This is a genomic window from Frigoribacterium sp. Leaf8 (assembly GCF_001421165.1).
Taxonomy (GTDB): domain Bacteria; phylum Actinomycetota; class Actinomycetes; order Actinomycetales; family Microbacteriaceae; genus Frigoribacterium.
Genome location: NZ_LMKB01000005.1, coordinates 761,764 through 787,433 on the forward strand (window position 1 = coordinate 761,764; position 25,670 = coordinate 787,433).

Consider the following 25,670-nt stretch of genomic DNA (forward strand, 5'->3'; position numbering starts at 1 on the left):
CACGGACGCGGGACGGCCAGATTATCAGCGGTGCCCCAGACGGCTCCTGGCGACCGGCGTACCCCACCCGGACGATCGTCAGACGAGGCGCAGGGTCGCCTCGGCGGCCCGCACGAGGGACGCCCCGTAGCTCGGTCCGTGTCCGGCGGCGTGCACGGCCAACGGGTGGAGCTGGTGCAGTGGCACGCGACCCCGCCACCCCTCGCCCAGCGGCGAGCGCGCCTGGTAGCCCGCCAGCACGTCCTCGAGGTGCGGGCAGCCGAACAGGGCCAGCATCGCCAGGTCGGTCTCGGGATGACCGCCGTGGGCGGCCGGGTCGATGAGCACGACTCCCCCGGCGTCGAAGAGCACGTTGCCGGCCCACAGGTCCCCGTGGAGGCGGGCCGGGGGCAGGTCGTCGTCGAACGCGCCCTCGGCGACGAGGCGGCAGGCTCGCTCGACGACCTCGAGGCCCGCCCGGTCGAGACCGCCCGCCCGGACGGCGACGCGGGCGTAGGGCAGGACCCGCTGCTCGGCGTAGAAGACCCCCCAGGTCGCCTTCGGTCGCACCGTCATCGGACGGCTGCCGATGAAGCACGGCCCCGCCCACCCCCGAGGAGGCGCACCGAACGCCTCCGCGCCGCTCGCGTGGGTCACCGCGAGGGCCTCGCCGAAGGCCCGTGCGGCCTCCGCCGTGGGACGGACCTCGTGCACGGGATCGAGGTCGATGCGCCCCGGGGACGCGGCCTGGACGCCGACCGTGCGCGCGCCTCCTCGGGGCGTGGCCTCGGCGAGCCAGGCGAGACCGGCCGCCTCGGCCTCGAAGAACCCGGCGGGGGCGTCGGCACGCTGCTTCGTGTAGGAGGTCACGGGAATAGCATGCGCCCCATGACCGACACCCGTCCCCCGCGCACCGAGGGGCCCCGCGGCCCCGCCGACGACGGTGCCCGTCCCGACACGACCATCGTCACGCGCGCCTACCGAGGGGGCCAGCTGATCGCCCACGACTTCCCGCTGCACGAGGTGAGCGACCACCTGGAGACGGACGGCTGCCACGTGTGGATCGACCTCACCGACCCGACCGCCGGCGACCTCGCCTCGCTCGAGGACGAACTCGGACTGCACGAGCTCGCCGTCGAGGACGCGCTGCAGGACGGACAGCGGCCCAAGGTCGACCGTTACGACAACCATCTGTTCACCGCTCTCTACGACGTGCGCTTCGACCGGGCCAGCGGCGTGCTCGACACGAGCGAGGTGAAGGCGTTCATCACGGAGCGCGCCCTCGTGACGATCCACCATCCGGAGTTCGACGTCACCCGGCTGCAGGCGACCTTCGACCAGAACCGCGACCTGGCGTCGCACGGCGTCTCGTACTTCCTCTGGGGTCTGCTCGACTGCGTCGTGGACCGGCACTTCGACGCCACGGATGCGCTGGACGACGAGATCGAGGGCATCGCCGACGACCTCTTCGACCCCGCGCCCCGGACCATCGACGTGCAGAAGCGCTCGTTCGCCCTGCGGAAGAGCCTCGTCCAGCTGCGGCGGGTCGCGTCGCCGATGCGCGAGGTGCTGAACACGCTGCTGCGCCGCGACCTGAAGGAGGTCGACTCCGCCATGCACCCGTACTTCCAGGACGTCTACGACCACGTGCTGCGCGTGGCCGAGCAGAACGACTCCCTGCGCGACCTCGTCTCGACCATCCTCGACACGAACCTCAACCTGCAGTCCAACCGCATGAACCTCATCATGAAGAAGGTGACGAGCTGGGCGGCCATCATCGCGGTCCCCACGGCGATCACCGGGTTCTACGGGCAGAACGTGCCGTATCCGGGGTTCCAGTCCGCCGCCGGCTTCGTCACCTCGTGCGTGCTGATCGTGGCGATCGGCGGCCTGCTCTGGTGGCAGTTCAAGCGCCGCGACTGGCTGTAGCCCGCCGTTCCCGCACTGTTCACCGCGGTGTCGACGCCGCCGCGACGCCCCGGTCGTAGCCTGGCCGCGTGATCACGGTCGGAATGAGCACGTCCTGCGTCTTCCCGCTGACGACCGACGAGGCCTTCCGGCTCGCGCGGCTCACCGGCTTCGACGGGGTCGAGGTGATGGTGACGGCCGATCGGGCGACCCGACGACCCGAGCTGCTCCGTGCGGCGACCGCCCGGTGGGGGCTGCCCGTTCTCTCGGTGCACGCCCCCGTCCTGCCCGTCGCGCACTTCGCCTTCGGTCGTGACCAGGTCGACAAGCTGCGGCGCTCGGCCGGACTGGCCCGCGAGCTGGGCGCCACGACCGTCGTCGTCCATCCGCCGTTCGTCTGGCAGCGGTCCTACGCGGCGCGCTTCGTCGACGTCGTCCGCGAGATCGCGACCGAGACGGGCGTCACCCTCGCCGTCGAGAACATGTTCCCCGTGAGGTTCGGACCGGCCGGGTTCGACCCCTACCGCCCGGGACACGACCCCTCGTCCCTCGACGTGGAGGCGGCCACCCTCGACTTCTCGCACGCCGCCGTCGCCGGGCGCGACGCGCTCGACCTCGCCCTGGCGCTCGGGCCGAGGTTGCGCCACGTCCACCTGACCGACGGCGTCGTCTCGTCCCGCCCCGGCGGGCTGCACGACCAGCACCGGGTGCCGGGTCGCGGCACGCAGCCGGTCGCCGAGGTGCTCACCCACCTGGCCCGGTCGGGGTGGGCCGGCACCGTCGCCGCCGAGGTGCACACCGACGGGGACGAGGAGGCGCGGCTCGGCCAGCTCCGGCGGACGCTCGCCTTCGCGCGCCGTCACCTCGCGACCGCACCCGCGTCGGGCCCGAGCGCCCGGGACCCTCAGACGAACAGCACCGTCGCGACGACCGCGAGCGGCACGGCGACCGCCGCCACCCCGAGGCCGGCGAGCACGAACCGCCCCCAGGCGACCTCGACGCCCATCGACGACAAGCGCGAGTGCCAGAGCAGCGTGGCGAGCGAGGCCCACGGCGTCACGAGGCAGCCGATGTTGACCCCGACGAGTACGGCGACGAGCCGCAGCGGCGACCCGGCCACCGGCTCGAGGGCGAGGTAGGCCGGGAGGTTGTTGGCCACGTTCGCGGCCACCGCGCTGCCGCCCGCCAGTCGAAGCAGGTCGGGCAATTGGTCGCCGGTGCCCACGACGGCTCCGAGCAGGTCCGCCAGGCCGAGCGAGTGAGCGGCCTCGACGACGAGGAACAGCCCGCCGGCGAAGAGCAGCGTGCCCCACGGCACCAGCCCGAGTCGGAGGACGCCGCGGCGGCGGACGGCCGTGGTGACGACGAGCACGAGCGCCGCGACGGCGGCGGGGATCCAGACCTCGACGCCCGAGACCAGGGCCGGCACGAGCAGCCCCGTCGCGACCGCGGCGACGCCGAAGAGCACGCGGTCGGCCACGGGCTCGGACGCCGGCGCCTCGAACCGGCCGACCAGCTGACGGCGGTAGCGCAGTCCGATGGCCACGACGGGGACGACGACGCCCACCACGGCGGCCGGTGCGACCAAGGCGGCGAATTGCACCGGGGCCGGTGATCCGAGCTCGTGCAGCGCGAGCAGGTTGGTGAGGTTCGAGACCGGCAACAGCATCGAGGCGCAGTTCGCGAGCCACACCGTCGTCAACGCGAACGGCATCGGCGGCAGGCCGGCATGCCGGGCCACGATCACGACCACCGGCGTGAGCAGCACCGCCGTCGTGTCGAGCGAGAGGAACACCGTGCAGAGCACCGCGAGCGCCACGACCAGGAGCCACAGCACGAGCACCCGCCCTCCGGCCAGCCGGGCCGAGGCGGACGCCAGCCACGAGAAGAGTCCGGCCTCTGCCGCGAGCTCCGCGACGATCGTCAGGCCGACGACGAAGCCGAGCACGGGCGCGACCCGTTCGACGAGCGCGAGCAGTTCGTCACCGGTCAGGACGCCGGTGAACACGGCCACGAGGCCGAGCAACACGAACACGCCTCCGAGCAGGGCAGTGCGCACGGCATTCTCCTTCGACCGCAGGACGCACCGGCACGGGACGCCGGGCAGCTCAACCTACCCCCACCCGGACTCGTGCCACGTCACGCGGTACCGTGGTCGAAACGACCCCTGGGAGCCCCACCGTGCGCAAATTCCTCTTCAACGGCGCGATCATCAGCGCGATCTTCTCCGGCATCAGCCTCCTCAAGAGCCTGAGCGCCGGCCCTCGTGACTGGCGCCTCGCCCTCATGGCGATCAGCTGGGCGGCCTCGACCGCGATCGCCGTGGGCAACGTCATCGAGGCCGCGAACGACGACGACTGACGTCTGCCGAGACACCGAGGAGGCGCGTCCCGCTCTGGCGGGGCGCGCCTCCTCGTCCGTGTGGTCGCGTCAGCGACGCCCGTCGACGCCGGGCGTCGGCCCGGCCGGATCGCCGTCGGGACGGCCGGTCGGCAGGCCACCGGGTCGTCCCGCGACGTGCGGGTCGTGTTCCGCCTCGGCGCCGAGCGAGGCCTGGTACTCGGCGACGTCGTGGATCGGGATGGCCGCCGTGAAGAGCGCCGTGCGTTCGGAGTCGGCGTTGTCGCCGCTGAACAGGGCGGAGGCCTCCGACGTCGACCGGTGGGCCCGTCCCTTCGGCGCCGGTTCGGCCTCGACCATCTGCACCCGCGTCCGCGGGATCGACTGCGGGCTCTTCGCGTGCAGCCAGGCGATCAGGTCCTCTCGGACGAGGCAGCGCAGGTCGAACAGGGTCGGTGCGTCCTTGGCCGTGACGAGCACCCTCACCCGCACGTAGCCGGCCTGGGCGTCGGTGACCTGGAGCACCTTGGTGCGTCCGTCCCAGAGGTCCGTCCCCGCGAGGATCACGTCGAGCTCCTTCCGCATGGCCCCCGGGTCGACCCGCCAGTCCAGGTCGAACTCGACCGCTCCGAGCAGCTCGCTGTTGCGCCGAGTCCAGTTCTCGAACGGGGTGGTCGTGAAGTAGGTCGACGGCAGCACGAGACGCCGGTCGTCCCAGACGTGGACGACGACGTACGACAGGGTGATCTCCTCGATCAGGCCCCATTGCCCCTCGACCACGACGACGTCGTCGATGCGGATGGCGTCGCTGAAGGCCAGTTGGATGCCCGCGAAGACGTTCGCCAGGGTCGACTGCGCCGCGAGGCCCGCGACGACCGAGACCAGCCCCGCACTCGCGAGGACGCTCGCACCGACCGCCTCGACCCCCGGGAACCCGAGCAGCACGGTGCCCGCGGCCAGGATCACGATCAGGGCCACGGTCAGCCGTCGGAGGATGAGCACCTGGGTGCGGACCCGACGCGCCACCCGGTTGTCGGGGGTGTCGACCCGGTAGCGCGACAGGCCGAGGTCCTCGAAGAAGATCGCGAGGGCACCCACGAACCAGGCGACGACGACGATGACGGCGCAGCGGAAGGCCTGTGACACCCACCCCTCCCCCGGGTAGTCGGCGGGGAGCAGGGCGTCGAACGACGTGGTCAGCGCGACGACGAGCAGCACGACGAGCAGCGTGGCGCGGAAGGGGCGGCGCATGCGCGTCACGAAGGCCTGCGCCCACTCCTTGCGCTTGGCGACCACGCCGACGACCAGGCCGACGACGGCCGAGATGACGAAGGTGAGGACGACGGCGGCGACGAGCGAGATGACGAGTTGTATCCAGGGCATCCCCCGAGCCTGTCGCATGACGCACGGCTCCGTCCCGGCTGGCCCCTGGGACGATGGAACGGTGAGACGATCCACAGCTTCCCGTCGCGAGTCCGCCCCGCCCGCTCCTCCCCGGCGTCACGCCTCCCGGCGACGACGCGTGCTCAAGGGCGTGGCCCTCGGACTGTTCGCCGTCGTCGTGCTCGCCGCCACGGGGTTCTTCGTCTGGGCCAAGACGCCGATGTCGGCGACGGCGTCCTCGCTCGCCTCGGTGTCCGCCGACGAACGGGTCGAGGTGACGAGCAGACCCGACACGGTCGTGATGCGACCGACCGAGACGGCCGCCACCGGCCAGGGTCTCGTCTTCGTCGCCGGTGCCCGGGTCGACCCGCAGGCCTACGAGCAGACCTTCGCGGGTCTCGTCGCCACCGGCGTCACCGTCGTCGTCGAACGACCCACGCTCGGGTTCGGCATCCTGGACCCCCGCCCGCTGTCGACCTTCACCGACCTCGCCCCCGAGGTCGACGCGTGGGCGGTGGGCGGTCACTCGCTCGGCGGGGTGCGTGCCTGTCAGTACGCCGCCGACGACAGGTCGGTGGACGCCCTGGTGCTCCTCGGCTCGTACTGCGCGACGACCGACCTCTCGGACGACGACGAGTTGGCCGTCCTCAGCCTCGGTGGTTCCGAGGACGGCCTCAGCACCCCGGCGAAGATCGCGACCTACCGCGACATGCTGCCGGGCAGCGCGTCGATGGTCGAGATCGACGGGTCGAACCACGCCCAGTTCGGCAGCTACGGCGCGCAGTCCGGAGACGGTTCGGCCACGATCTCGGACGAGGAGGCGCGCGAGCGCATCACGCGCCAGCTCACGTCGTTCTTCGCGGGCGTCGGCGTCTAGGCCCCCGAGGGCCTCCTACCGGCGGCGCCGCACGGACGGGCGGGCCCGGCGGCGGTTCAGATCGAACGCTTGCGCTGCCGCAGGGCCTCGAGGGCGAGCCCCTCGGAGGGGTACCGCCCGACGACCTCGCCCCAGCGGGGGTCGGCGCCGCGGAGCGCGACGAAGGCGCCCTGCTCGGCCCGGACGTGGCCGAGCACGCGGTCCGGGGTCGACACCTGGACGAGGTCGGACGAGACGGTGCGCGTGATGACGCGGGCCATTCTCCTCAGGACGTCGGTCGGTGCGGTGGTGCTCACGGGTGGTGCCTCTCGTGGTGCTCGTGCGGGTGGTGCGACGACGTCTCGGTGACGTCCGTCGACGACGCTACCCGCGCCTCCCGGGGTGTGACCTCGGGGTTCGCTGTGCGTCGGGTGTCGTCCGGCTGTGGTTTCACCCGGCTCCGTCACCCACCCACCGGGCCCCGCCCCGGCACCCCGCCGGGCGCCCGGTACGACGTCGCCCCGGGCGAGCGGGGCTCGGCCGGGGCGACGTCCTAGGCGGATCGGATCAGCTGGTGAGGCCGTCGACGTAGTCCTGGTTCTCGGAGATCCACTTCTCGACGACGGGGGCGTAGTCGTCGCCGTCGACCTCGTCACCGTTGAACATGGCGTTCTCGAGCGAGGACAGGGTCTCGGTGTCCATCTCGAAGCCCTGCAGCCACTCGGTCAACTGCGGGAAGTCCGCCGTGAAGCTCTTGCCGCCGAACGAGTGGATGCCCTCGGCGTCGCCCAGGGTGCCCTCGGGGTCGGCGAGGTCCTTGATGGGGAACGCGTCGTAGGCCCAGTGCGGGCTCCACAGCGTCACCGCGATGTTCTCGCCCGCGTCGGTCGCGCTCTTGAGCTCGGTCAGCATGGCGGCGGTCGACGAGGTCTGCAGCTGCAGGTCGCTGAGGCCGTAGGTGGGGATGGTCTCGTCCTGGACGGCGGCCGTGAGACCTGCACCCGGTTCGATGCCGACGATCTTGCCGCCGAACAGGTCCGCGTTGGCCGCCAGCTCGTCGAGCGAGTCGATCGGGGCGTCCTCGTTCACGGCGACCGCGAGCTTGGCGCCGTCGTTCCAGGCGCCGAGATCGGTCAGGTCGTCGCCGTACTGCTCGATGTACGAGGCGTGGGTGGTGGGCAGCCAGGTGTCGAGCACGACGTCGTAGTCGTCGGTGGTGAGCCCGCTGTAGACGGGGGCCACGTCGGCCGGCTCGAGGTTGACCGTGTAGCCCTCGTCCTCGAGGACGGTCTTCCACAGCCAGGAGGCCGCGATGCCCTCGTCCCAGCCGTTGAACACGGCGAGGTCGACGACGGCCTGGTCGCCGTTGTCGAGGGTCTCGCCCTCGGCCGACGAGCCGCTGCCGGGAGGCGAGCAGGCGGCCAGTCCGAGGACGGCGGTGGTGCCGAGGGCGATCGATGCGGCGATGGTGCGCTTCTTCATGTGTTCCTTTCGGGTGGTGCAGGAGGCGCGGGTCCGGTGGGTACGTGCTGCTCCCGTCCCGCAGGTGGTCGGGGTCTAGGCCGAGGCCGTCGCGGGTTCGCGGCGGTCGGCCGGGGGCAGGGGCTGCTCGGCCTCGGCGCGGTCGGGAGCCGGGGTCGGCGGAACGGACCGGCGGTTCTGCGCCCGGGCCAGCCGTCGGGCGTGACGGTCGGACCCGAGGGCCGCCGTCATGCGGTCGAGGACGATCGCCAGGATGACCACCGAGATGCCGGCCTCGGCACCCAGCCCGACGTCGATGCGGTTGAGGCTCGCGACGATGTCGCCGCCCAGTCCCCCCGCGCCGACCATGCCGGCGATGACGACCATCGAGAGCGAGAGCATGATCACCTGGTTGACGCCGGCCATGATGCTGGGCTTCGCGAGGGGCAGCTGGATCTGACGCAGGATGCGCCACGGTGACGAGCCGAACGCCTGGCCGGCCTCGACCACCTCCTTGTCGACGCCGCGGATGCCGAGCTCGGTCAGGCGGACGCCGGGGGCCATGGCGAAGACGATGGTGGCGACGATGCCGGGCACGACGCCGACGCGGAACAGCAGCAGGGCGGGGATGAGGTAGACGAACGCGGGCGTCGTCTGCATGAAGTCCAGCACGGGCCGGATGATCTGCGACGCGACGCCCGACTTCGCCGCGAGCACGCCGAGCGGGATGCTCAGCGCGATGGCGAGCGTGCTGGCGACGAGCACGAGGGCGAGGCTCGACATCGCGTTGTCCCACTGGTTGACCGTTCCGATGAACAGCAGGCCGACGGCCGTGCCGACCGAGAACTTCCAGCCCTTCGCGACGAAGGCGAGGGCGGCGATCACGATCACGACCGCCCAGAAGGGAGGTGCGCCGAGGAAGTACGCGACCCACTCGTAGAAGAACGTGAAGACCAGGCGGACGACGTCGAAGAAGCCGCCCAGGTGGGTGGTGATCCAGTCGACGACGTCCGAGACCCAGGAGCCGAAGGGGATGCGGAGGTACTCGTTCATCGGGTGGCTCCTTCGAGGGTGGCGTCGAGCTCGACGTCCGAGATGCGGGTGACGGGCTCGAGCACGGGGATGGGCGAGGTGGTCGTGTCGACGTTGCCGAGCGCCGCGAGCAGGGTCACGCGCGGGATGACGCCGAGCAGGCGGTCGGCGTCGTCCACGACGGCGATCGGCAGCGGACTCTCGACCGCCAACTCGAAGAGGTCGACCAGCGCGGCCTCGGGCCCGACCTTCGAGAACTCCGCGTTGACGATGGCGGCGAGGTCGGTGTCGTTCGCCTTGACCTGGCGCATGACGTGCCGGTCGCGCACCCAGCCGAGGAGCTTGCGGTCACGGCCGGTGACGAACAGGGCGGCGGTCTGGAGGTCGCGCAGGGAACGCAGGGCGCCCCGGGGGCCGACCGTGAGCGGGACGACCGCCCGGGCGGGCTCCATGACGCTGGCCGCCGTGAGGACCCGCGCGCGGTCGACGTCCTGCACGAACTGGGCGACGTAGTCGTTGGCGGGGTCGGTGAGGATGTCCTCGGGCGTGCCGATCTGCACGATGCGGCCGTCGCGCATCACGGCGATGCGGTCCCCGAGGAACATCGCCTCGTTCAGGTCGTGGGTGATGAAGACGATCGTCTTGCCGAGCTTCGCCTGCAGCTCGACGAGCTGCTCCTGCATCTCGCGGCGGATCAGCGGGTCGAGGGCCGAGAACGCCTCGTCCATCAGCAGGATGTCGGTCTCGGCGGCGAGGGCGCGGGCGAGGCCGACGCGCTGCTGCATGCCGCCCGAGAGCTGGCTCGGCAGCTCGTCCTCCCAACCCGCGAGGCCGACGATCTCGGTGACCTCCCGAGCCTTGGCCAGACGAGCCGCCTTCGCGACCCCCTGCACCTCGAGGCCGTAGGCGACGTTGTCGATGACGGTGCGGTGCGGCAGCAGCGCGAAGTGCTGGAACACCATCGACACGTTCTGCCGACGCACCTCGCGGAGCCGCTTGGCCGGGACGTCCGAGATCGCGGAGCCCGCGATCTCGACGGAGCCGGACGTGGGCTCGAGCAGGCCGTTCAGCATGCGGATGAGGGTCGACTTGCCCGAGCCGGAGAGCCCCATCACGACGAAGATCTCGCCGGGCCGGACGTCGAACGAGGCGTCGATGACGGCAGCGGTGCCGAGGCCCGCGGCCTCGGAGCGGGAGGCGCCGGCCTCGAGTCGGGCGACGGCGTCCTTGGGTCGGCGGCCGAACACCTTGTACAGGTTCCGGGCACGCACGGCAGGCGTAGTGGTCACGGGTGTCTCCAGGCGCGCCGAGGGGGCACCGGCCGCTCGGGCCGGTTCGCCGTCGGCGGCGATCGGGTCGGGCGAACGGGTCGACGACGCGTGCGGACCGTGTCGGCTCAAGCCCACCGTGGAACCACGGGGCGAACCTGTCCTCCGCCGGGTCGGTCATGGGACCGGACCCTCGCGCCACCAGACCGTACGACGACCGGAACCCGAACTGATCGGACCATCGGTCGGCGCGTCCTGATGATGACGGGCCCGGTCTCCCGGGCCTCCACGACCGTAGCCGACATCCGTCGTCCATCCGAATTGCGAACCGGCCCGACGGCGCCGCGGGTGTACCCCGGCCACCCTGTGTCCCGGCGTGTCGCCCATGCCTGTGGGCCTGGTGATCGTCACCCATTCGTTACCCGCATGTGAATCGGCACCGCGCCTCCTGGGGGTTCGCCCGTCTCGCGGCGGTGATGCGGGCGAAAGCGATAGGGGCTACGGTCGACCGATGACGAGTCCCACGAACGGGGGCGGCGACGCCTCCACCGAGACGCACCTCCCGCAAGACTTCTCGCACGAGCAAGAGGGTTTTCAGCACGGGCTCAAGCCGCGTCAGCTGCAGATGATCGCCATCGGCGGGGCGATCGGCACGGGGCTCTTCCTCGGTGCCGGCGGTCGACTGGCCTCGGCCGGTCCGGCTCTCGCGATCGTGTTCGCGATCTGTGGCGTCTTCGCGTTCTTCATCCTGCGTGCCCTCGGCGAGCTGGTGCTGCACCGCCCCTCCTCGGGGTCGTTCGTCTCGTACGCCCGCGAGTTCTTCGGCGAGAAGTTCGCCTACGCGGCCGGGTGGATGTACTTCCTGAACTGGGCGATGACGGCCATCGTCGACGTCACCGCGGTCGCCCTGTACCTGCACTACTGGTCCGCGTTCACCGCAGCACCCGACTGGCTGCTGGCCCTGGTGGCCCTCGCCGTGGTGCTCTCGGTCAACCTGCTGGCCGTGAAGGTCTTCGGCGAGATGGAGTTCTGGTTCGCGATCATCAAGGTCGCCGCTCTCGTGGTGTTCCTCGTGGTCGGCGTCGTGTGGCTCGCGGCGGCGTTCCCCGTGACGCACGACGGTGCCGCGGTCGACACCGGCTGGGGCCTCGTGGCGTCGTCGGGCATCCTGCCGAACGGCCTGCTGCCGGCCGTGATCGTGGTGCAGGGCGTCGTCTTCGCCTATGCCGCGATCGAGCTGGTGGGCACGGCGTCGGGCGAGACCCAGAACCCCGAGAAGGTCGTGCCGCGCGCGATCAACACGGTCATCATCCGTATCGCGGTCTTCTACGTCGGGTCGCTGGTGCTGCTCTCGCTGCTGCTGCCGTACACGGCCTACAAGGCGGGCGAGAGCCCGTTCGTCACGTTCTTCGGCAGCATCGGCAGCCCCGAGGTGGGCGACGTCGCGGGGTCGATCATGAACTTCGTGGTCGTGACGGCCGCGCTGTCGAGTCTCAACGCCGGGCTGTACTCGACCGGCCGCGTATTGCACTCGATGGGCATGAACGGCTCGGCCCCGAAGTTCACGACGAAGATGTCGAAGGGCGGGGTGCCGTTCGGCGGCATCCTGTTGACCGCGAGCATCACCCTGCTGGGCGTCGTGCTGAACGCGATCGTGGGGGCGAACACGGCGTTCGAGATCGTGTTGAACATCGCGTCTCTGGGCATCCTGACGGCGTGGGGCACGATTATCCTCTGCCAGATGCGACTGCGTCAGTGGGCGAAGCAGGGCAAGGCGAAGGAGCCCTCGTTCAGGTTGCCGGGGGCGCCGGTCACGAGCTACCTGACGCTGGCCTTCCTGGCCGCGGTCGTCGTCCTGATGGCGATCGACTGGCCGATCGGGTCGTTCACGGTGATGTCGCTCGTCGTGATCATCCCTCTGTTGATGCTCGGGTGGCACCTGCAGCGCGACCGCATCCTGGCTGCCGCCCGCCTCCGTGAGGGCATGACGGGCCCGTACCCCGTGACCGGCCGCGACGCCGCCTCGCAGCTCCCCCGCGACGGCCAGTAGCCCCCCCACCCCACCGACGCAGGAGGCGCGGGCCGCCCCGCCCGCGCCTCCTGCCGTCTCCCCCCGCTGACGACCCAAGCAACCTCACTCCCCCCGTGACGAGCGAAGCAACGTCACCCCCGAGACGAGCAAAGCGACGTCACTCCCCCGTGGCGAGCGAAGCGACGTCACCCCCGAGCAACGGCGACCTGGCGGGCCCGGCTTGCTCCCCGTCCGTGACGAGCGAAGCGACGTCACCCCCGAGCAACGGCGACCTGGCGGGCCCGGCTTGTTCCCCGTGCGAGGTGGGCCGCGGTCCGCGGAGCGGACCAGACCCATACGACGAAAGAATCCCCCGCTTCTGCGACTGCAGAACACGGGGGACCCAATTCTTTCGTGCACCCCCTCGGACTTGAACCGAGAACCCACTGATTAAGAGTCAGTTGCTCTGCCAATTGAGCTAGAGGTGCGTGCTGCGATCTCTCGCAACGACGGTCAACACTAGCATGAGATCCGACCCACTCAGAACCATCGGCGCCGTCCGCGGCGCCCGCAGATCGGAGCACCATGTCCACGAAGCTCGAGAAGGGCGCTGCGGCGCCGACGTTCACCCTCGACGACGAGAGCGGTTCGCCCGTCTCGCTGGCGGATTACTCGGGGCAGAAGGTCATCGTGTACTTCTACCCGGCGGCGTCGACGCCGGGCTGCACGACGGAGGCGTGTGACTTCCGCGACAACATCAACTCGCTGAAGTCGTCGGGCTACCAGGTGCTGGGCGTCTCGAAGGACGAGCCGGCCGCCCTGCAGGAGTTCAAGGACGAGCAGGGGCTGAACTTCCCGCTGCTCAGCGACCCCGAGCTGACGGTGCACCAGGCGTACGGCGCCTACGGCGAGAAGAACAACTACGGGCGCATCGTGACGGGCACGATCCGGTCCACCTTCGTGGTCGACGAGCAGGGCGCCGTCGAGCTGCCGCTCTACAACGTGAAGGCGACGGGGCACGTGGCGTCGCTCCGCAAGAAGCTCGGCCTCGACTGACCCCTTCGGCGACGAGGAGCGCAGGAGGCGCGGCGCCGGTCTCGAGGACCGGCACCGCGCCTCCTGCGTGTCGCCTCGCGACGGCGGCGGGCGGGTCGGTCAGTAGACGTGGGGGTCCGAGTCGCGGGCCGAGGTGGCCGCGACGACCGACGGCACGAGCAGCAGGACCACGACGGCGACGGCCGGCACGAGGAGCGCGAGGCCGATGGTCGGGTTGGCGAAGACACCCTGCAGGCTGCCGATGCCCACCGCGAACTGCAGCACCTGCCACACGATCGCCGCTCCCCTGATCCAGGCCCGGCCGCGCAGGGCGCCGATCACGATGGACCCGAGCCAGGCGGTCGCCAGCAGGGTCAGGACGAAGATCGCGACGGCCGACGGGTACGAGTCGGGACGGGCGACGAGCAGCTCGACGAGCAGGAACGCCGCCGTGGCGGCGACCAGCAGGAACTCGGCCGAGAGCAGGACGATCACGACCCAGAGCAGCGCGGGTCGACGGGTCTCGGCAGACCGACCGGTCTCGTCTCGGGCGCCGTCCGGGCCTGCTGTGGTCACGTGTGAGCCTCCGAAAAATCCTTGATTTGGCCGTACCAGTATGCGACCATATTCGAGGTCGAAGTGACGCGCACATTGCGGTGCGCGCCTCCCGAATTCTTCTCTTTCCCCATCCCGAACCAGGCGCTTCGACGTGCCTGGTTCTGCACTTTTAAGGAGTACCCATCGATGGATTGGCGCGACAAAGCCGCTTGCCTGCAGGCTGACCCGGAGCTCTTCTTCCCCGTCGGCAACACGGGTCCCGCCGTCGACCAGATCGACAAGGCCAAGGCCGTGTGCGGCCGCTGCACCGTGACCGAGACCTGCCTGCAGTACGCGCTCGAGACCTCGCAGGACTCCGGCGTCTGGGGCGGCCTGAGCGAAGACGAGCGTCGCGCGCTCAAGCGCCGCGCGGCCCGCGCCCGCCGCGCCAGCTGATCGACCGTCGACCGCCCGCTGCGGTCGACCTCCGGCCCTCGGGGCCGATGACGAAGCCCGGCACCTGATCGCAGGTGCCGGGCTTCGTCGCGTCCGGGGCGGGGTCGTCGCCGGCCTCCGCTGTGGCTCAGGGCTGGGTGAGCCAGCGGAACGGGATCTCGATGGTGACCTCGGTGCCGTTGCCGACGAGGGTGTGCCAGTCGATGGTGCCACCGAGTTCGCCCTGGATCAGCGTGCGGACGATCTGGGTGCCGAGCCCCGAGCCGACCTTGCCCTCGGGCAGCCCGACCCCGTTGTCGCGCACCTTGACCGTCAACTCTTCCGCCCGACGGTCGGCGACGATCTCGACCTCGCCGTCGCGACCGTCGAGGCCGTGCTCGACGGCGTTCGTCACGAGTTCGGTCAGAGCGAGGGCCAGGGGCGTCGCGTACTCGCTCGGCAGGGCACCGAAACTGCCCGTCATGGTGGGGCGGACCGTCGTGTTGTGACTCGACGCGACCTCGGCGATCAGCATGAGGACCCGGTCGAAGACGGTGTCGAAGTCGACGTTCTGGCTGAGCCCCTCGGACAGCGTGTCGTGCACGACGGCGATCGACTGCACTCGGCGCATGGCCTGGGTCAGTGCCTCGCGGGCGACGTCGGTGTGGGTGCGACGTGCCTGGATGCGCAGCAGCGAGGCGACCGTCTGCAGGTTGTTCTTGACCCGGTGGTGGATCTCGCGGATCGTGGCGTCCTTGGTGATCAGCTCGCGCTCTTGGTGACGCAGCTCGGTCACGTCGCGACAGAGGACGATCGCCCCGACGCGCTCACCGCGGTCACGCAGCGGGATCGCGCGCAACGACACCGTGACCCCTCGCGCCTCGATGTCGGTGCGCCAGGGCGCCCGGCCCGTGACGACCAACGGCAGGGACTCGTCGATCACGAGCTTGCCCGCGAGCAGGCCGGTGGTGACCTCGGCCAGCGACTCGCCTTCGAGTTCGCCGGCGAACCCCATGCGGTTGAAGGCCGACAGGCCGTTGGGGCTGGCGAACGTGACCATGCCGTCGACGTCGAGGCGCAGCAGCCCGTCGGAGGCGCGGGGTGCGCCCCGTCGCGGACCCGTCGGCGCCCCCAGGTCGGGGAAGTCGCCGGCGGCGATCATGGCGAAGAGGTCGTTGGAGCACTGGTTGAAGGTCAGTTCTTGACGGCTCGGGGTGCGCGCCTCGCTGAGGTTCGTGTGCCTCGTGATGATCGCGATCGGTGCGTCGGTGACGTCGGGCCGGCTGGCCCCCAGGCGGCGGAGCACGGGCACGGCCCGGACGCGCGTGGGCGTCTCTTCGTACCAGTCGGGTGCGGCCGAGTCGACGATGCGGGTCGTCGTGAACGCCTGCTCGATCTGCTCGCGCCACTCGGGCCGCACCTCTTGTCCGACGAAGTCGCGGTAGAAGAGCGTGGCCGAACTCGAGGGCCGGGCGTGGGCGACGGCGACGAAGCCGTCGGCCTTCGTGGGGACCCAGAGGACGATGTCCGCGAAGGCGAGGTCGGCGAGCAGCTGCCAGTCCCCCACCAGCAGGTGCAACCACTCGACGTCCACCTCGCTCGAGAGGCCCTGGGCGAGAACGAGATCACTGAGCGTCGACACCCGCCCAGTCTAGGTCGACGGTCCGTCCGGCGACGTCGGCCACTCCCCGGCGGGAGGACCCGACCACCGCTTCTCCACAGACCGTCGAGTCGGTCTGGTTTTGCAATCTCACATGTCATATCTTCTAGTCATGCCCGGACGCACGTGAACAGGAAGACTGCCCATGCCCTCGAACCACCACGCCCTCGCCCTCGTCGAGCCCCAGGGGCCCACCGCACCACCTCGGCCGCACCTGAGACCCGTTCCGCCGCTCGCGGACCCGGGCCCGACCGTCCCCGGCCCCGGCGCTGGGCCTGCGGAGGGTCGACCGTCCGGTCCCCGACCCCTCGTCCGGACCGTCCCTCCGGCCGGCACCTCGTCCGGGTCCCCCTTCCCGGACGATCCGGACCTGATCGTCGAGAACCTGGTCCGCTGCGTCCTCGAGATCCTGGCCGGGGCACGAGAACTCGACCAGGTCTCGCGGTGGGTCACCGAGGACGTCTTCCGGACCCTGCACAAGCGGGTCGTCCTGGCCGCCCGGGCCCGGTCCGCACACGGCATGCGTGCTCGGCGACCGGTGTTCACGATCGGCGGCATCCGGTCGAGTTCGCCCGCCGACGGGGTGATCGAATCCGTCGTCGTCGTGCACGGCCGCGCTCGGAGCCGAGCGGTCGCCGTCCGACTCGAGACCTACGACAGCCGGTGGAGAGCAGCGGCCGTGCACGTGCTCTGACGGTCGGCCCGGTCACCGCCGACGGACGACGCGCCCCCGAGCCAGGCTCGGAGGCGCGTCGATCGTCGTTCGGACGACGGGATCAGCGGGTCTTCTTACCGGCCGCCCGACGCTCGGCCCGGTTCACCGGAGCCTCGCCGTCGCCGGTCTTCTGGCCGAAGGCGCCGACCTTGCCGTCGTCGGCCTGCCGTGCCGCCGGGCCACCGGAGGCGCGAGCCGCCGCGATCTCGGGCGAATCGGAACGCTCGGCTTCGTCCTGAGCCTTCTGGGCCTTCGCGGTCGCACCCTTCTCGAGCTGACCGCGCTGGTTGCGTACCTCGACCTCGCCGTCGATGTTGGGAGCCGAGTAGGCCAGCTGGGCCTGCGGTTGCTTCTCGGCCTCGAGCCCCTTGGCCGCGATGACCGGTGCCTCGGTGGCGCCGACCTGGCCCTGCACCTCGACCTCGAGGTTGAACAGGAAGCCCACGGTCTCTTCGCGGATCTGGCCCATCATGCTCTGGAACAGGGCGTAGCCCTCGCGCTGGTACTCGACGAGCGGGTCTCGCTGGGCCATCGCGCGGAGACCGATGCCGTCCTTCAGGTAGTCCATCTCGTAGAGGTGGTCGCGCCAGCGACGGTCGATGACCGACAGCACGACCCGACGCTCGAGTTCGCGCATGGCGGGCTCGCCGAGGGTCTCGGTGCGCGCCTCGTAGGCGACCTTGGCGTCGGAGAGGATCTCCTGCCCGAGGAACGCCCGGGTCGCCTTGCCCTTCGAGCCGGCCTCGGTGATGACCTCGTCGATGGTGATCGAGATCGGGTACAGGGTGCCGAGTTCGGTCCAGAGGGCGTCGAGGTCCCAGTCGTCGGGGCTGCCGTCACCCGTGTGCTGGTCGATGACCTCGTTGACGACGTCCTCGAGAAACTTCTGGCTGCGGTCCTTCAGGTCGTCGCCCTCGAGGATGTGGCGACGGTCCCCGTAGATGGCCTCGCGCTGACGGTTGAGGACGTCGTCGTACTTGAGGACGTTCTTGCGGATCTCGGCGTTGCGCGACTCGACCTGCGACTGGGCCGAGCGGATGGCCCGCCCCACGATCTTGTTCTCGATGGCGAGGTCGTCGGGCACGTTGCCGCGACCCATCAACGACTCGGCGGCGCCCGAGTTGAACAGGCGCATCAGGTCGTCGGTCAGCGACAGGTAGAAACGGCTCTCACCGGGGTCGCCCTGACGACCCGACCGACCGCGCAGCTGGTTGTCGATGCGACGCGACTCGTGGCGCTCGGTGCCGAGGACGTACAACCCACCGGCGTCGATGACCTTGTCGGCCTCTTCTTGCACGGCGGCCTTCTGGGCGGCGAAGACGTCGTCCCACGCGGCCTCGTACTCGTCGGGGGTGTCCACCGGGCTGAGACCCTTGGCGTTCATCTCGGCGACGGCGAGGAACTCGGCGTTGCCGCCGAGCATGATGTCCGTCCCGCGACCGGCCATGTTGGTGGCGACGGTCACGGCGCCGGCGCGACCGGCCTGGGCCACGATGGCGGCCTCTCGAGCGTGGTTCTTGGCGTTGAGCACCTCGTGTTTGACGCCCTTCTTGGCGAGCAGTCGCGAGAGGTACTCGCTCTTCTCGACGCTGGTCGTGCCGACCAGCACGGGCTGGCCCTTCTCGTGCCGCTCGACGATGTCTTCGACGACCTGGTCGAACTTGCTCGTCTCGTTCTTGTAGACGAGGTCGGTCTGGTCGATGCGCTGCATCGGACGGTTCGTCGGGATGGGCACGACACCGAGCTTGTAGGTGCTCATGAACTCGGCGGCCTCGGTCTCGGCCGTACCGGTCATGCCGGAGAGCTTCTTGTAGAGGCGGAAGTAGTTCTGGAGGGTGACCGTCGCGAGGGTCTGGTTCTCGGCCTTGACCGTCACGCCCTCCTTCGCCTCGATGGCCTGGTGGATGCCCTCGTTGTAGCGGCGACCGCTGAGGATGCGACCCGTGTGCTCGTCGACGATCAGGACCTCGCCGTTGATGACGACGTAGTCCTTGTCGCGCTTGAACAGCGCGTCGGCCTTGATGGCGTTGTTGAGGAACGAGATGAGCGGGGTGTTCGCCGACTCGTACAGGTTGTCGATGCCGAGGTAGTCCTCGACCTTCTCGATGCCGGGTTCGAGGACCCCGACGGTGCGCTTCTTCTCGTCGACCTCGTAGTCGGTGCCCGCGACGAGGCGCCGAGCGACCGTGGCGAACTCGGTGAACCACCGGTTGGCCTCGCCCGACGACGGGCCCGAGATGATCAGCGGCGTGCGGGCCTCGTCGATCAGGATCGAGTCGACCTCGTCGACGATCGCGAAGAAGTGGCCACGCTGCACCATGTCCTGCGCCTGCCAGGCCATGTTGTCGCGGAGGTAGTCGAAGCCGAACTCGTTGTTGGTGCCGTACGTGATGTCGGCGGCGTACATCTCGCGACGCTCGGCCGGGGTCTGGCCCGACAGGATGCACCCGGTCGTCATGCCGAGCGCCCGGAAGACGCGCCCCATGAGCTCGGACTGGTAGCTGGCGAGGAAGTCGTTGACCGTGATGACGTGCACGCCGCGCGACGCGATGGCGTTCAGGTACGCCGCCGTGGTGGCGACGAGCGTCTTGCCCTCACCGGTCTTCATCTCGGCGATGTTGCCGAGGTGCAGGGCCGCGCCACCCATCAGCTGCACGTCGAAGTGCCGGAGGCCCAGGGTGCGCTTGGACGCCTCGCGGACGGCGGCGAAGGCCTCGGGCAGGAGGTCGTCGAGCGACTCACCCGACGCGTACCGCTCGCGCAGCTCGACGGTCTCGTTGCGCAGCTCGTCGTCGGTGAGGGTCGTGAAGTCGTCCTCGAGCTCGTTGACCGCCTTGGCGTAGGCCTTCAGCTTGCGCAGCGTGCGGCCCTCGCCGACGCGGAGGACCTTCTCGAGGACGTTGGCCACTGGTGTGCTCCCATGTGTTCGGTCGAACCCGCGGAACGCTCCGCGGTCTCGCTGAGGTGATCCGCATCGGAGCACCGAGGTGTCGAAGGTCCGTCCTGGACCGGCCCACGATCGTAGCAAGCGTAGTGGCCGACCCCCTGGGAGGCGACAGGGACGTGCCCGCGCCTCCCGGGGTGTCGGCCACCCGGTGGGTCAGGAGGTCAGCTCGCCAGACCCGCCCGCAGGGCCGTCGCCGTCTCTTGCAGGTCGGGCGAGTCCTGGTCGAGCCCGATCACGCCGTAGTCCCAGCCCTTGCGGCGGTACACGACGCTCGGACGCTCGGTCTCGGCGTCGATGAAGAGGTAGAAGTCGTGGCCGACGAGCTCCATGTAGTAGAGCGCGTCGTCGACCGACATGGGCGTCGACGCGAAGACCTTCTCGCGGATGACCACGGGGCAGTACTCCTCTTCGAGTTCGTCGGCGGGGGCCTCGTCGCCCACCACCGTCACGGCCCCGGTGCGGACCTGGTCGAGCGTCTCCGCCGCGGCGGGGGTGACACCCACGCCGCTGAAGTCGGCCGTGGCCGCCTCGCGCAGCGACGTCGGTCGGTGTTGCCCGCGATGGATCTTCTGCCGGTCCTTCGCCCGGCGCACCCGTTCGAGGAGCCGACCGATCGCGAGGTCGAACGCCGCGTACTTGTCGGCGGCCGTGGACTCGGCCCGCACGAGGGGGCCGGGGCCGATCAGCGTGATCTCGACCCGGTCGTCGCCCGCCTGCCCACCGGACTTCTCGTGGTGCCGCGACACCTTGACCTCGAGGGCGAGGGCCTTCGTGGCCAGCGCGGCGACCTTGTCTGCCTTCTCGGTGGCGTACTCGCGGAAACGATCGGTGATGCCGACGTTTCGACCCGTGACGGAAATTTCCATGACGACCTCCTGTGGCTATCGACGTGCCGCCTGTCAGCCAGGCGGATGTCCTTTCACGCCTTTCGCCCCACCGTAGCCACCCGGACACCCCCGTGTCACGCACCGTTCACCGTTCGCTCAGGGGCGACCGGCGCCCGAGCCCGACGGGGTGGCGGCCACGCACGCCGCACCGACCACGATCGCGCCCCGGGCGACCAGCGCACGACGCGCCTCCTGGAGGGTGCCCCCGGTCGTCACGACGTCGTCGACGAGGACCACCTGCGACCCCGTGAGATCGCGGGTGGCGCGGAGGCTGCCCTCGCGGTCCCTCAGACGCTGCTGTCGGTCGCGGCCCTTCTGTCCGCCGCCGGCCCGCGCCGTCGGCACGAGGACGCGCGAGCCCACCACGAGACCGAGCCGACGCAGCACCAGGTCGACCGGGTCGTAGCCCCGCCGACGCCGCCCCCGTCGTGACGCCGGCACCGGGACGACCAGCAGCGACCGATCGCCCGGGCGCGCGTCCCCGTCGGGTGCCCCCTCGGCCGCCACCTGACCGGCGCAGGACCGGAGAGCGGCACCGAGAGCCGGGGCGAGCACCTCGGCCAGGCGCACGCGTCCGCCGTTCTTGAAGGCCAACACGACGCCCCGCGCCTCGAAGGCGTAGACGAGTCCGGCGAAGACGGTCAGCCCGTCGGGGAGGTCGATCCGGACGACCTCGGGGACGAGCCGGCCCCGGCAGTCGCGGCACAGGCCGACGTCCGGGGCGTGGCAGCCCGCGCACGAGACGGGCGACACGACGGACAGCGCCTCGCGGACGGCCCGCACCAGGGCGTCCCGCGCATCGACGGCGGGACGGGGACGAGGCGACCGGGGCACACCGACAGCGTGGACTCCCCCGGGTGCGCACGCCGCGCCTCCGTCGTCGGAGGAGGACGACCTACCCCCCACCTGCCCTGGGGAGGAGGCGACCCGGGGCGTCAGCGCTGGGTCGCCACCAGGTCGGCCGTCAACCCCGTGGCCTGCCAGCTGCTGCCCCGGGGTTCGAGCACGTCGCCGTCGGCACCCAGCAGCAGCAGTCGGTCGAAGCCGTTGCCCCCGACGATCGCGACCGCCTCGCCCGACGGACGGCCGGCGCTCGAGGAGTCCCCGCCGACCTCGGACATCGTCACCCGTGACGACTCCCCGACGGTGGTCAGGACGGCGACGGTCAGTTGGTCCGCCCAGGTCGCGTCGACGGGGGCGCCGTCCGGAGCCGACAGTTCGAGGGTCGGGCCCAGCCGGAGCGGGACCCCGTCGGCGTCCCGCACGACGGCGGCCACGAGGAGGCGCGACTCGCCCTGGTCGTCGAGCAGCAGCAACGCGCGGGTGCCGTCGCGCGAGATGCGGAAGGTCGTGACGCTCGGCCCCGCGGGGAGCGACGTCACCACGGGGTGGGGCGTGCCGTCGAGGGCGTACGCCGTGAGGCTCGTCGGGTCGTCGGCGACGAGCGACCAGACGAATCCCGCGTCGTCGAGCGAGGGGGCGACGAGTCCGGTCCGGGCGTCGACCAGCCGGGCTCCTCCCTGAGAGGTGACCGCGTACGCGCCCGACGAGGTGCCGACGGCGGCGGCCGTCTGGTCTGCGGACAGCTCGACCGACCGGGGGCGGAGCGCCTCCACCGCGTCCGAGAGGCCCGGGAGCTGGCTCGTGGCGCTCGTGGTGGCGAATCCCAGCACGCCGTCGGCCAGCACGAGGGGCCGGGCGTCGACCGCGGGGTCGCGCACCGGCACGGGCTGCTGCATGGCCGGCACGGTCAGAGGCGCGCCCTCGACGCTGAGCTCGACGGCGGTCACGGTCGCGAGGGTCGAGAAGCTCGCCAGCAGCTGCGCCTGCATCCGGGCCCGGGCGGCGGGGGTCGCCTCGAGGGCGTCGGCGGTGAGGTCGACGCGGGCCGTCCCGTCGTCGACCGTGATGGCCGTCAACGACAGCTGGGTGCCCTCGGGGAAGGCCGAGACGACGGCACCCTGCAGCCAGTCCGACGGTCCGTCGAGCAGGGCCGTCGCGAGGCGCGTGCTCGTCGACGACCGTGCGAGGAACCACCGCTCGTCGGGCACGAGATAGGTGAAGGTGGGGTCGTAGAAGTAGGCGGCGTGCGACCGGAAGACCGAGTCGAACGTGGCCGGCGAGAGGACGATGCCGTCGGGGGCGTCGCTGATGCGCCACTCGCCGCCCTCGCGGACGAAGGAGAACGCCAGGGACGTCGTCGTGGAGGACGTGGCCGGCGTGTAGTGCCCCGCCGAGTCGACCGTCGCCGAGCCCACGAACGCGTAGTCGAGCGTCGACCCGCCGACCCGCGAGGTCGACCCGACCCCGGGCCTGATGGTGACGCTGGCCCGCGGCTCCCACTCGTCGGCGAAGCCGGCGCTGAGGAACTGCCGGGCCACCCCGTAGTTGTCCTGGGACCCGGTGCCCGCCGAGAGGAAATCGCGCAGCAGTCTCTCTTGCGAACTGCCGGCGACCGGCCCGTTGGGCCGGAACACGAAGTCGCTGACCACGTCGTCGCTGACGGTGTCGCCCTGCTGCACCTGACCGGCGTCCGGGATGCCGACGCACCCGGTCAGGGTGATCGCGGCGCCCACGAGGACCGCCAGCACCACGGACCAGCGGCCCCGCCGGGCGTTCCGTCGTGGGTCAGTCATCGTCGGCACCCCCCGCCGACCGCGACGGGATCGGCACGCCCGGCGTCTCGGCCACCGGGACCGAACCCGACCACGGTTCGCCCGTCACCGGCACGGTCGTCTCGCCCCGACGGTCCGGCGGCACGACCGGCAGGGGCGCCCCCTCGATGCGACCGCCCGCCACGCGGGGCAGGGTGACGACGAACCGGCTGCCCGAGCCCGGCTCGGACCAGACCTCGAGCCGGCCGCCGTGCAGGGCCGCGTCCTCGAGGCTGATCGCCAGGCCCAACCCGGTGCCCCCGATGGTGCGCTTGCGAGAGGGATCGGCCCGCCAGAACCGGTCGAACACGCGCGAGGCATCGGCCGGGCTCATGCCCACACCGTGGTCGCGGACGGCCACCGCGACGGCCGTGGCGTCGCTGTCGACCTCGACCTCGATCGGCCGCCCCTCGCCGTGTTCGATGGCGTTGCCCAGCAGGTTGCGCAGGATGCGGCGCAGCCGCCGCGGGTCGATCTCGGCCTCGAAGTACCCGCCCCGGGCGACGACCGAGACGACGCTGCCGGACCCGGCGGCGAGCGGCCCGAACTCGTCGACACCGTCCTCGACGAGACGGACGACCGTGACGGGCTCGGTGTCCAGCTCGACGGCACCGGCGTCGAACCGCGAGATCTCGAGCAGATCGGCGAGGAGCAGCTCGAACCGGTCGACCTGGGTGTGCAGCAGCTCGGCCGTCCGGGCGGCCGAGGGCGTGAACGACGTGCGCTGGTCGTAGAGGACGTCGCCGGCCAGCCGGATCGTGGTCAGCGGCGTGCGCAACTCGTGCGAGACGTCGCTCACGAAGCGTTGCTGGACGCGCGACAGCTCGGCCAGCTGCGAGATCTGGCGCTGCATGGCGTCGGCCATCCCGTTGAAGGAGCGCCCGAGCGTGGCCACGACGTCCTGCCCCTTCTCGGGGATGCGTTCTTCCAGGTGGCCGGCCGCGATCTTCTGGCTGGTCTCGGCCGCCGTGCGGATCGGCCCCACGACCAGGCGGACGACGAGGTAAGTGATCGCCGCGATCAACAGCACGAGTGCCAGCGAGCCGATGCCGAGGGTCCGTTGCATGAGGTCGAGCGTGGCCTGCGCGTCGCTGAGGTCGTAGACGAGGTAGAGCTCGTACTGGCCCGCGGTGGGCACCTGCAGGGTCGAGCCGACCGCGATGCCCGGCGAGCCCCCGCCCTGCGAGGTCGGAGGGAGAGACACCGACTGCATCGAGAGACGCTCGTCGTCCGCCGCCACCGCCTCGCGGAGGGCCGGCGAGATCACGGAGTCGGGGAAGTCGGGGCTGGCGATGTTCTGGATGGTCTGCGGGCTGTTCTGCCCCGGCGTCCGGAGGATCGCGATGCTCGTCCCGCCCGGGCTCGAGGTCGAACCCAGGATGGCGGTCTGGGCCTCGTTCTGCAGCGCGTCGAGCTCGACCTGGTTGGCGTCCTCGGTGGCGGTGGCCGAGTCGAAGATGTTCTGCGCGAGGAGCGTCGCCCGGACGCTCTCGGCCTCGACCTGCTCCCGGCGCTGGTCGTAGAGGCTCGTGCCGATCGTCACCGAGATGAGCGTGCCGATCACGGTCACGGCGACGGTCGACAGCACCACCGTGAGCGCGACGGTGCGGAACGACAACGACGACCGCCAGAAGCCGACCACCCGGGTCGGCCACGTGCGCCACGCCGGTGCCCGCCACGACCACGGTCCGCCCGAGCGGACGGGCCCGCCCTGGTCGGGCCCCGCGACCGTCGACACGAGCGCCACCCGACCGGGCTACGAACCCGCGCCGGCGCGGTACCCGACGCCGCGCACGGTCGTGACGATGCGGGGCGCGTCCGGATCGTGCTCCACCTTGGCGCGAAGCCGCTGCACGTGCACGTTCACCAGACGGGTGTCGGCTTTGTAGTGGTAACCCCAGACCTGTTCGAGCAGCATCTCGCGCGTGAAGACCTGCTGCGGCTTCGAGGCGAGCGCGAGCAGCAGCTCGAACTCGAGCGGGGTCAGGGCGATCGGGGTGTCACCGCGCCGCACCTCGTGCGCGGCGACGTCCAGGCGGAGGTCACCCACCGTGAGCACGTCGTTCGTGGGCTCGGTGGCCGGGCGGAGCCGGGTGCGGATGCGCGCGACGAGTTCTTTCGGGTTGAACGGCTTGACCACGTAGTCGTCGGCCCCGCTCTCGAGACCGCGGACCACGTCGGCCGTGTCGCCCTTCGCCGTCAGCATGATGATCGGCACGCCGCTCTCGGCCCGGATGAGGCGACAGACCTCGATGCCGTCGAGGCCGGGCAGCATCAGGTCGAGCAGGACGAGGTCGGGTGAGGCCTCGTGGAACGCCTCGAGGGCGGCCGCGCCGTCGCCGCAGAAGTGGGGGTCGAACTCGTCGGCGCGAAGGACGATGCCGATCATCTCGGCGAGCGCCGGGTCGTCGTCGACCACGAGGATGCGCGGGTTCATGTTCTCCGTCTGGGCTGGGCCGCTCGGGAGGCGGCACGTCAGGACAGATTAGTGCAGGAGGCGCTCGTCGGCTGGCAGCGCCCGGTCCGGTGTGGAAACATGAACACACTCGTGAGGACGACCTC

The 25,670-nt window shown here is 71.0% G+C and carries 22 protein-coding genes, 1 tRNA gene and 1 pseudogene; 8 read left to right on the forward strand and 16 right to left on the reverse strand.

The window, feature by feature from the left end:
• Positions 1–78: 78 nt before the first annotated feature.
• On the reverse strand, positions 79–849 hold the full coding sequence (locus tag ASL10_RS08255; protein ID WP_157485335.1) for a fructosamine kinase family protein: 771 nt from the start codon (positions 847–849) through the stop codon (positions 79–81).
• Between the two features lie 18 nt (positions 850–867).
• Here ASL10_RS08255 and ASL10_RS08260 point away from each other — a divergent pair, with 18 nt between their 5' ends.
• Both ASL10_RS08260 and ASL10_RS15565 read left to right on the forward strand, forming a co-directional pair.
• Positions 868–1,908 carry a magnesium transporter CorA family protein gene (locus tag ASL10_RS08260; RefSeq protein ID WP_082460287.1) on the forward strand — a complete coding sequence of 347 codons (1,041 nt, stop codon included), beginning with the start codon at positions 868–870 and terminating at the stop codon, positions 1,906–1,908.
• Between the two features lie 83 nt (positions 1,909–1,991).
• Positions 1,992–2,720, forward strand: a pseudogene (locus ASL10_RS15565) (sugar phosphate isomerase/epimerase family protein); the annotation flags it as partial.
• 71 nt (positions 2,721–2,791) lie between these two features.
• Here ASL10_RS15565 and ASL10_RS08265 read toward each other — a convergent pair.
• A complete protein-coding gene (locus ASL10_RS08265; protein WP_056046260.1) occupies positions 2,792–3,946 on the reverse strand; it encodes an SLC13 family permease in 1,155 nt (384 codons plus the stop codon).
• A 122-nt stretch (positions 3,947–4,068) separates the two neighbouring features.
• Between ASL10_RS08265 and ASL10_RS08270 the strand changes: the two genes are divergently transcribed.
• A complete protein-coding gene (locus ASL10_RS08270) occupies positions 4,069–4,248 on the forward strand; it encodes a hypothetical protein (protein ID WP_043593989.1) in 180 nt (59 codons plus the stop codon).
• A 69-nt stretch (positions 4,249–4,317) separates the two neighbouring features.
• Here the strand turns inward: ASL10_RS08270 and ASL10_RS08275 are convergent, their stop codons facing one another.
• Positions 4,318–5,610 carry a mechanosensitive ion channel family protein gene (locus tag ASL10_RS08275; protein WP_082460288.1) on the reverse strand — a complete coding sequence of 431 codons (1,293 nt, stop codon included), beginning with the start codon at positions 5,608–5,610 and terminating at the stop codon, positions 4,318–4,320.
• 61 nt (positions 5,611–5,671) lie between these two features.
• Between ASL10_RS08275 and ASL10_RS08280 the strand changes: the two genes are divergently transcribed.
• Entirely contained in the window at positions 5,672–6,487 is an 816-nt protein-coding gene (locus tag ASL10_RS08280) for an alpha/beta hydrolase (RefSeq protein ID WP_056046261.1), read from the forward strand.
• 56 nt (positions 6,488–6,543) lie between these two features.
• On the opposite strand, the gene ASL10_RS08285 is transcribed toward ASL10_RS08280, so the two are convergent.
• The 4 genes from ASL10_RS08285 to ASL10_RS08300 all read right to left on the reverse strand — a co-directional run bounded on the left by ASL10_RS08285 (position 6,544) and on the right by ASL10_RS08300 (position 10,248).
• Positions 6,544–6,783 carry a hypothetical protein gene (locus ASL10_RS08285; protein WP_148053626.1) on the reverse strand — a complete coding sequence of 80 codons (240 nt, stop codon included), beginning with the start codon at positions 6,781–6,783 and terminating at the stop codon, positions 6,544–6,546.
• 250 nt (positions 6,784–7,033) lie between these two features.
• A complete protein-coding gene (locus ASL10_RS08290; protein WP_056046265.1) occupies positions 7,034–7,948 on the reverse strand; it encodes a glycine betaine ABC transporter substrate-binding protein in 915 nt (304 codons plus the stop codon).
• 75 nt (positions 7,949–8,023) lie between these two features.
• Entirely contained in the window at positions 8,024–8,980 is a 957-nt protein-coding gene (locus ASL10_RS08295) for a proline/glycine betaine ABC transporter permease (RefSeq protein ID WP_082460290.1), read from the reverse strand.
• Positions 8,977–10,248, reverse strand: coding sequence for a glycine betaine/L-proline ABC transporter ATP-binding protein (locus ASL10_RS08300; protein WP_200922578.1), 1,272 nt, complete (start codon positions 10,246–10,248; stop codon positions 8,977–8,979). The genes ASL10_RS08295 and ASL10_RS08300 overlap by 4 nt, the downstream gene beginning before the upstream one ends.
• A 490-nt stretch (positions 10,249–10,738) precedes the next feature.
• On the opposite strand from ASL10_RS08300, the gene ASL10_RS08305 reads away from it, so the two are divergent.
• Positions 10,739–12,277, forward strand: a complete 1,539-nt coding sequence (locus ASL10_RS08305; RefSeq protein ID WP_056046266.1) for an amino acid permease — start codon at positions 10,739–10,741, stop codon at positions 12,275–12,277.
• A gap of 376 nt (positions 12,278–12,653) precedes the next feature.
• Here ASL10_RS08305 and ASL10_RS08310 read toward each other — a convergent pair.
• Positions 12,654–12,726 (reverse strand) — tRNA-Lys (locus tag ASL10_RS08310).
• Between the two features lie 97 nt (positions 12,727–12,823).
• Between ASL10_RS08310 and bcp the strand changes: the two genes are divergently transcribed.
• Positions 12,824–13,294 (forward strand): thioredoxin-dependent thiol peroxidase, encoded by a 471-nt coding sequence (bcp, locus tag ASL10_RS08315; RefSeq protein WP_056046268.1) that lies wholly within the window; start codon positions 12,824–12,826, stop codon positions 13,292–13,294.
• Between the two features lie 99 nt (positions 13,295–13,393).
• Here bcp and ASL10_RS08320 read toward each other — a convergent pair whose 3' ends face one another.
• Positions 13,394–13,849, reverse strand: a complete 456-nt coding sequence (locus ASL10_RS08320; RefSeq protein WP_056046270.1) for a hypothetical protein — start codon at positions 13,847–13,849, stop codon at positions 13,394–13,396.
• Positions 13,850–14,017: 168 nt separating this feature from the next.
• Here ASL10_RS08320 and ASL10_RS08325 point away from each other — a divergent pair, with 168 nt between their 5' ends.
• The gene (locus ASL10_RS08325; RefSeq protein ID WP_043594001.1) at positions 14,018–14,266 is read left to right on the forward strand and encodes a WhiB family transcriptional regulator; all 249 of its coding nucleotides are present in this window, start codon (positions 14,018–14,020) and stop codon (positions 14,264–14,266) included.
• Between the two features lie 127 nt (positions 14,267–14,393).
• Here ASL10_RS08325 and ASL10_RS08330 read toward each other — a convergent pair whose 3' ends face one another.
• Positions 14,394–15,887 carry a sensor histidine kinase gene (locus ASL10_RS08330; protein WP_056046272.1) on the reverse strand — a complete coding sequence of 498 codons (1,494 nt, stop codon included), beginning with the start codon at positions 15,885–15,887 and terminating at the stop codon, positions 14,394–14,396.
• Between the two features lie 163 nt (positions 15,888–16,050).
• Between ASL10_RS08330 and ASL10_RS16545 the strand changes: the two genes are divergently transcribed.
• On the forward strand, positions 16,051–16,599 hold the full coding sequence (locus tag ASL10_RS16545) for an Rv3235 family protein (protein WP_235452598.1): 549 nt from the start codon (positions 16,051–16,053) through the stop codon (positions 16,597–16,599).
• 82 nt (positions 16,600–16,681) lie between these two features.
• Here ASL10_RS16545 and secA read toward each other — a convergent pair whose 3' ends face one another.
• The 6 genes from secA to mtrA all read right to left on the reverse strand — a co-directional run bounded on the left by secA (position 16,682) and on the right by mtrA (position 25,545).
• Complete coding sequence (gene secA, locus ASL10_RS08340) at positions 16,682–19,528, reverse strand: preprotein translocase subunit SecA (protein ID WP_056046274.1); 2,847 nt, start codon at positions 19,526–19,528, stop codon at positions 16,682–16,684.
• A 200-nt stretch (positions 19,529–19,728) separates the two neighbouring features.
• Positions 19,729–20,433, reverse strand: a complete 705-nt coding sequence (hpf, locus tag ASL10_RS08345; RefSeq protein WP_056046276.1) for a ribosome hibernation-promoting factor, HPF/YfiA family — start codon at positions 20,431–20,433, stop codon at positions 19,729–19,731.
• A 117-nt stretch (positions 20,434–20,550) separates the two neighbouring features.
• Entirely contained in the window at positions 20,551–21,288 is a 738-nt protein-coding gene (locus ASL10_RS08350) for a ComF family protein (protein ID WP_162234604.1), read from the reverse strand.
• Between the two features lie 101 nt (positions 21,289–21,389).
• Complete coding sequence (locus ASL10_RS08355) at positions 21,390–23,090, reverse strand: LpqB family beta-propeller domain-containing protein (protein ID WP_157485337.1); 1,701 nt, start codon at positions 23,088–23,090, stop codon at positions 21,390–21,392.
• The gene (gene mtrB / locus ASL10_RS08360) at positions 23,083–24,846 is read right to left on the reverse strand and encodes an MtrAB system histidine kinase MtrB (RefSeq protein ID WP_082460408.1); all 1,764 of its coding nucleotides are present in this window, start codon (positions 24,844–24,846) and stop codon (positions 23,083–23,085) included. Before mtrB ends, ASL10_RS08355 begins: the two co-directional genes overlap by 8 nt.
• 18 nt (positions 24,847–24,864) lie before the next feature.
• Positions 24,865–25,545, reverse strand: a complete 681-nt coding sequence (gene mtrA, locus ASL10_RS08365) for an MtrAB system response regulator MtrA (protein WP_056046282.1) — start codon at positions 25,543–25,545, stop codon at positions 24,865–24,867.
• Positions 25,546–25,670 lie beyond the last annotated feature (125 nt).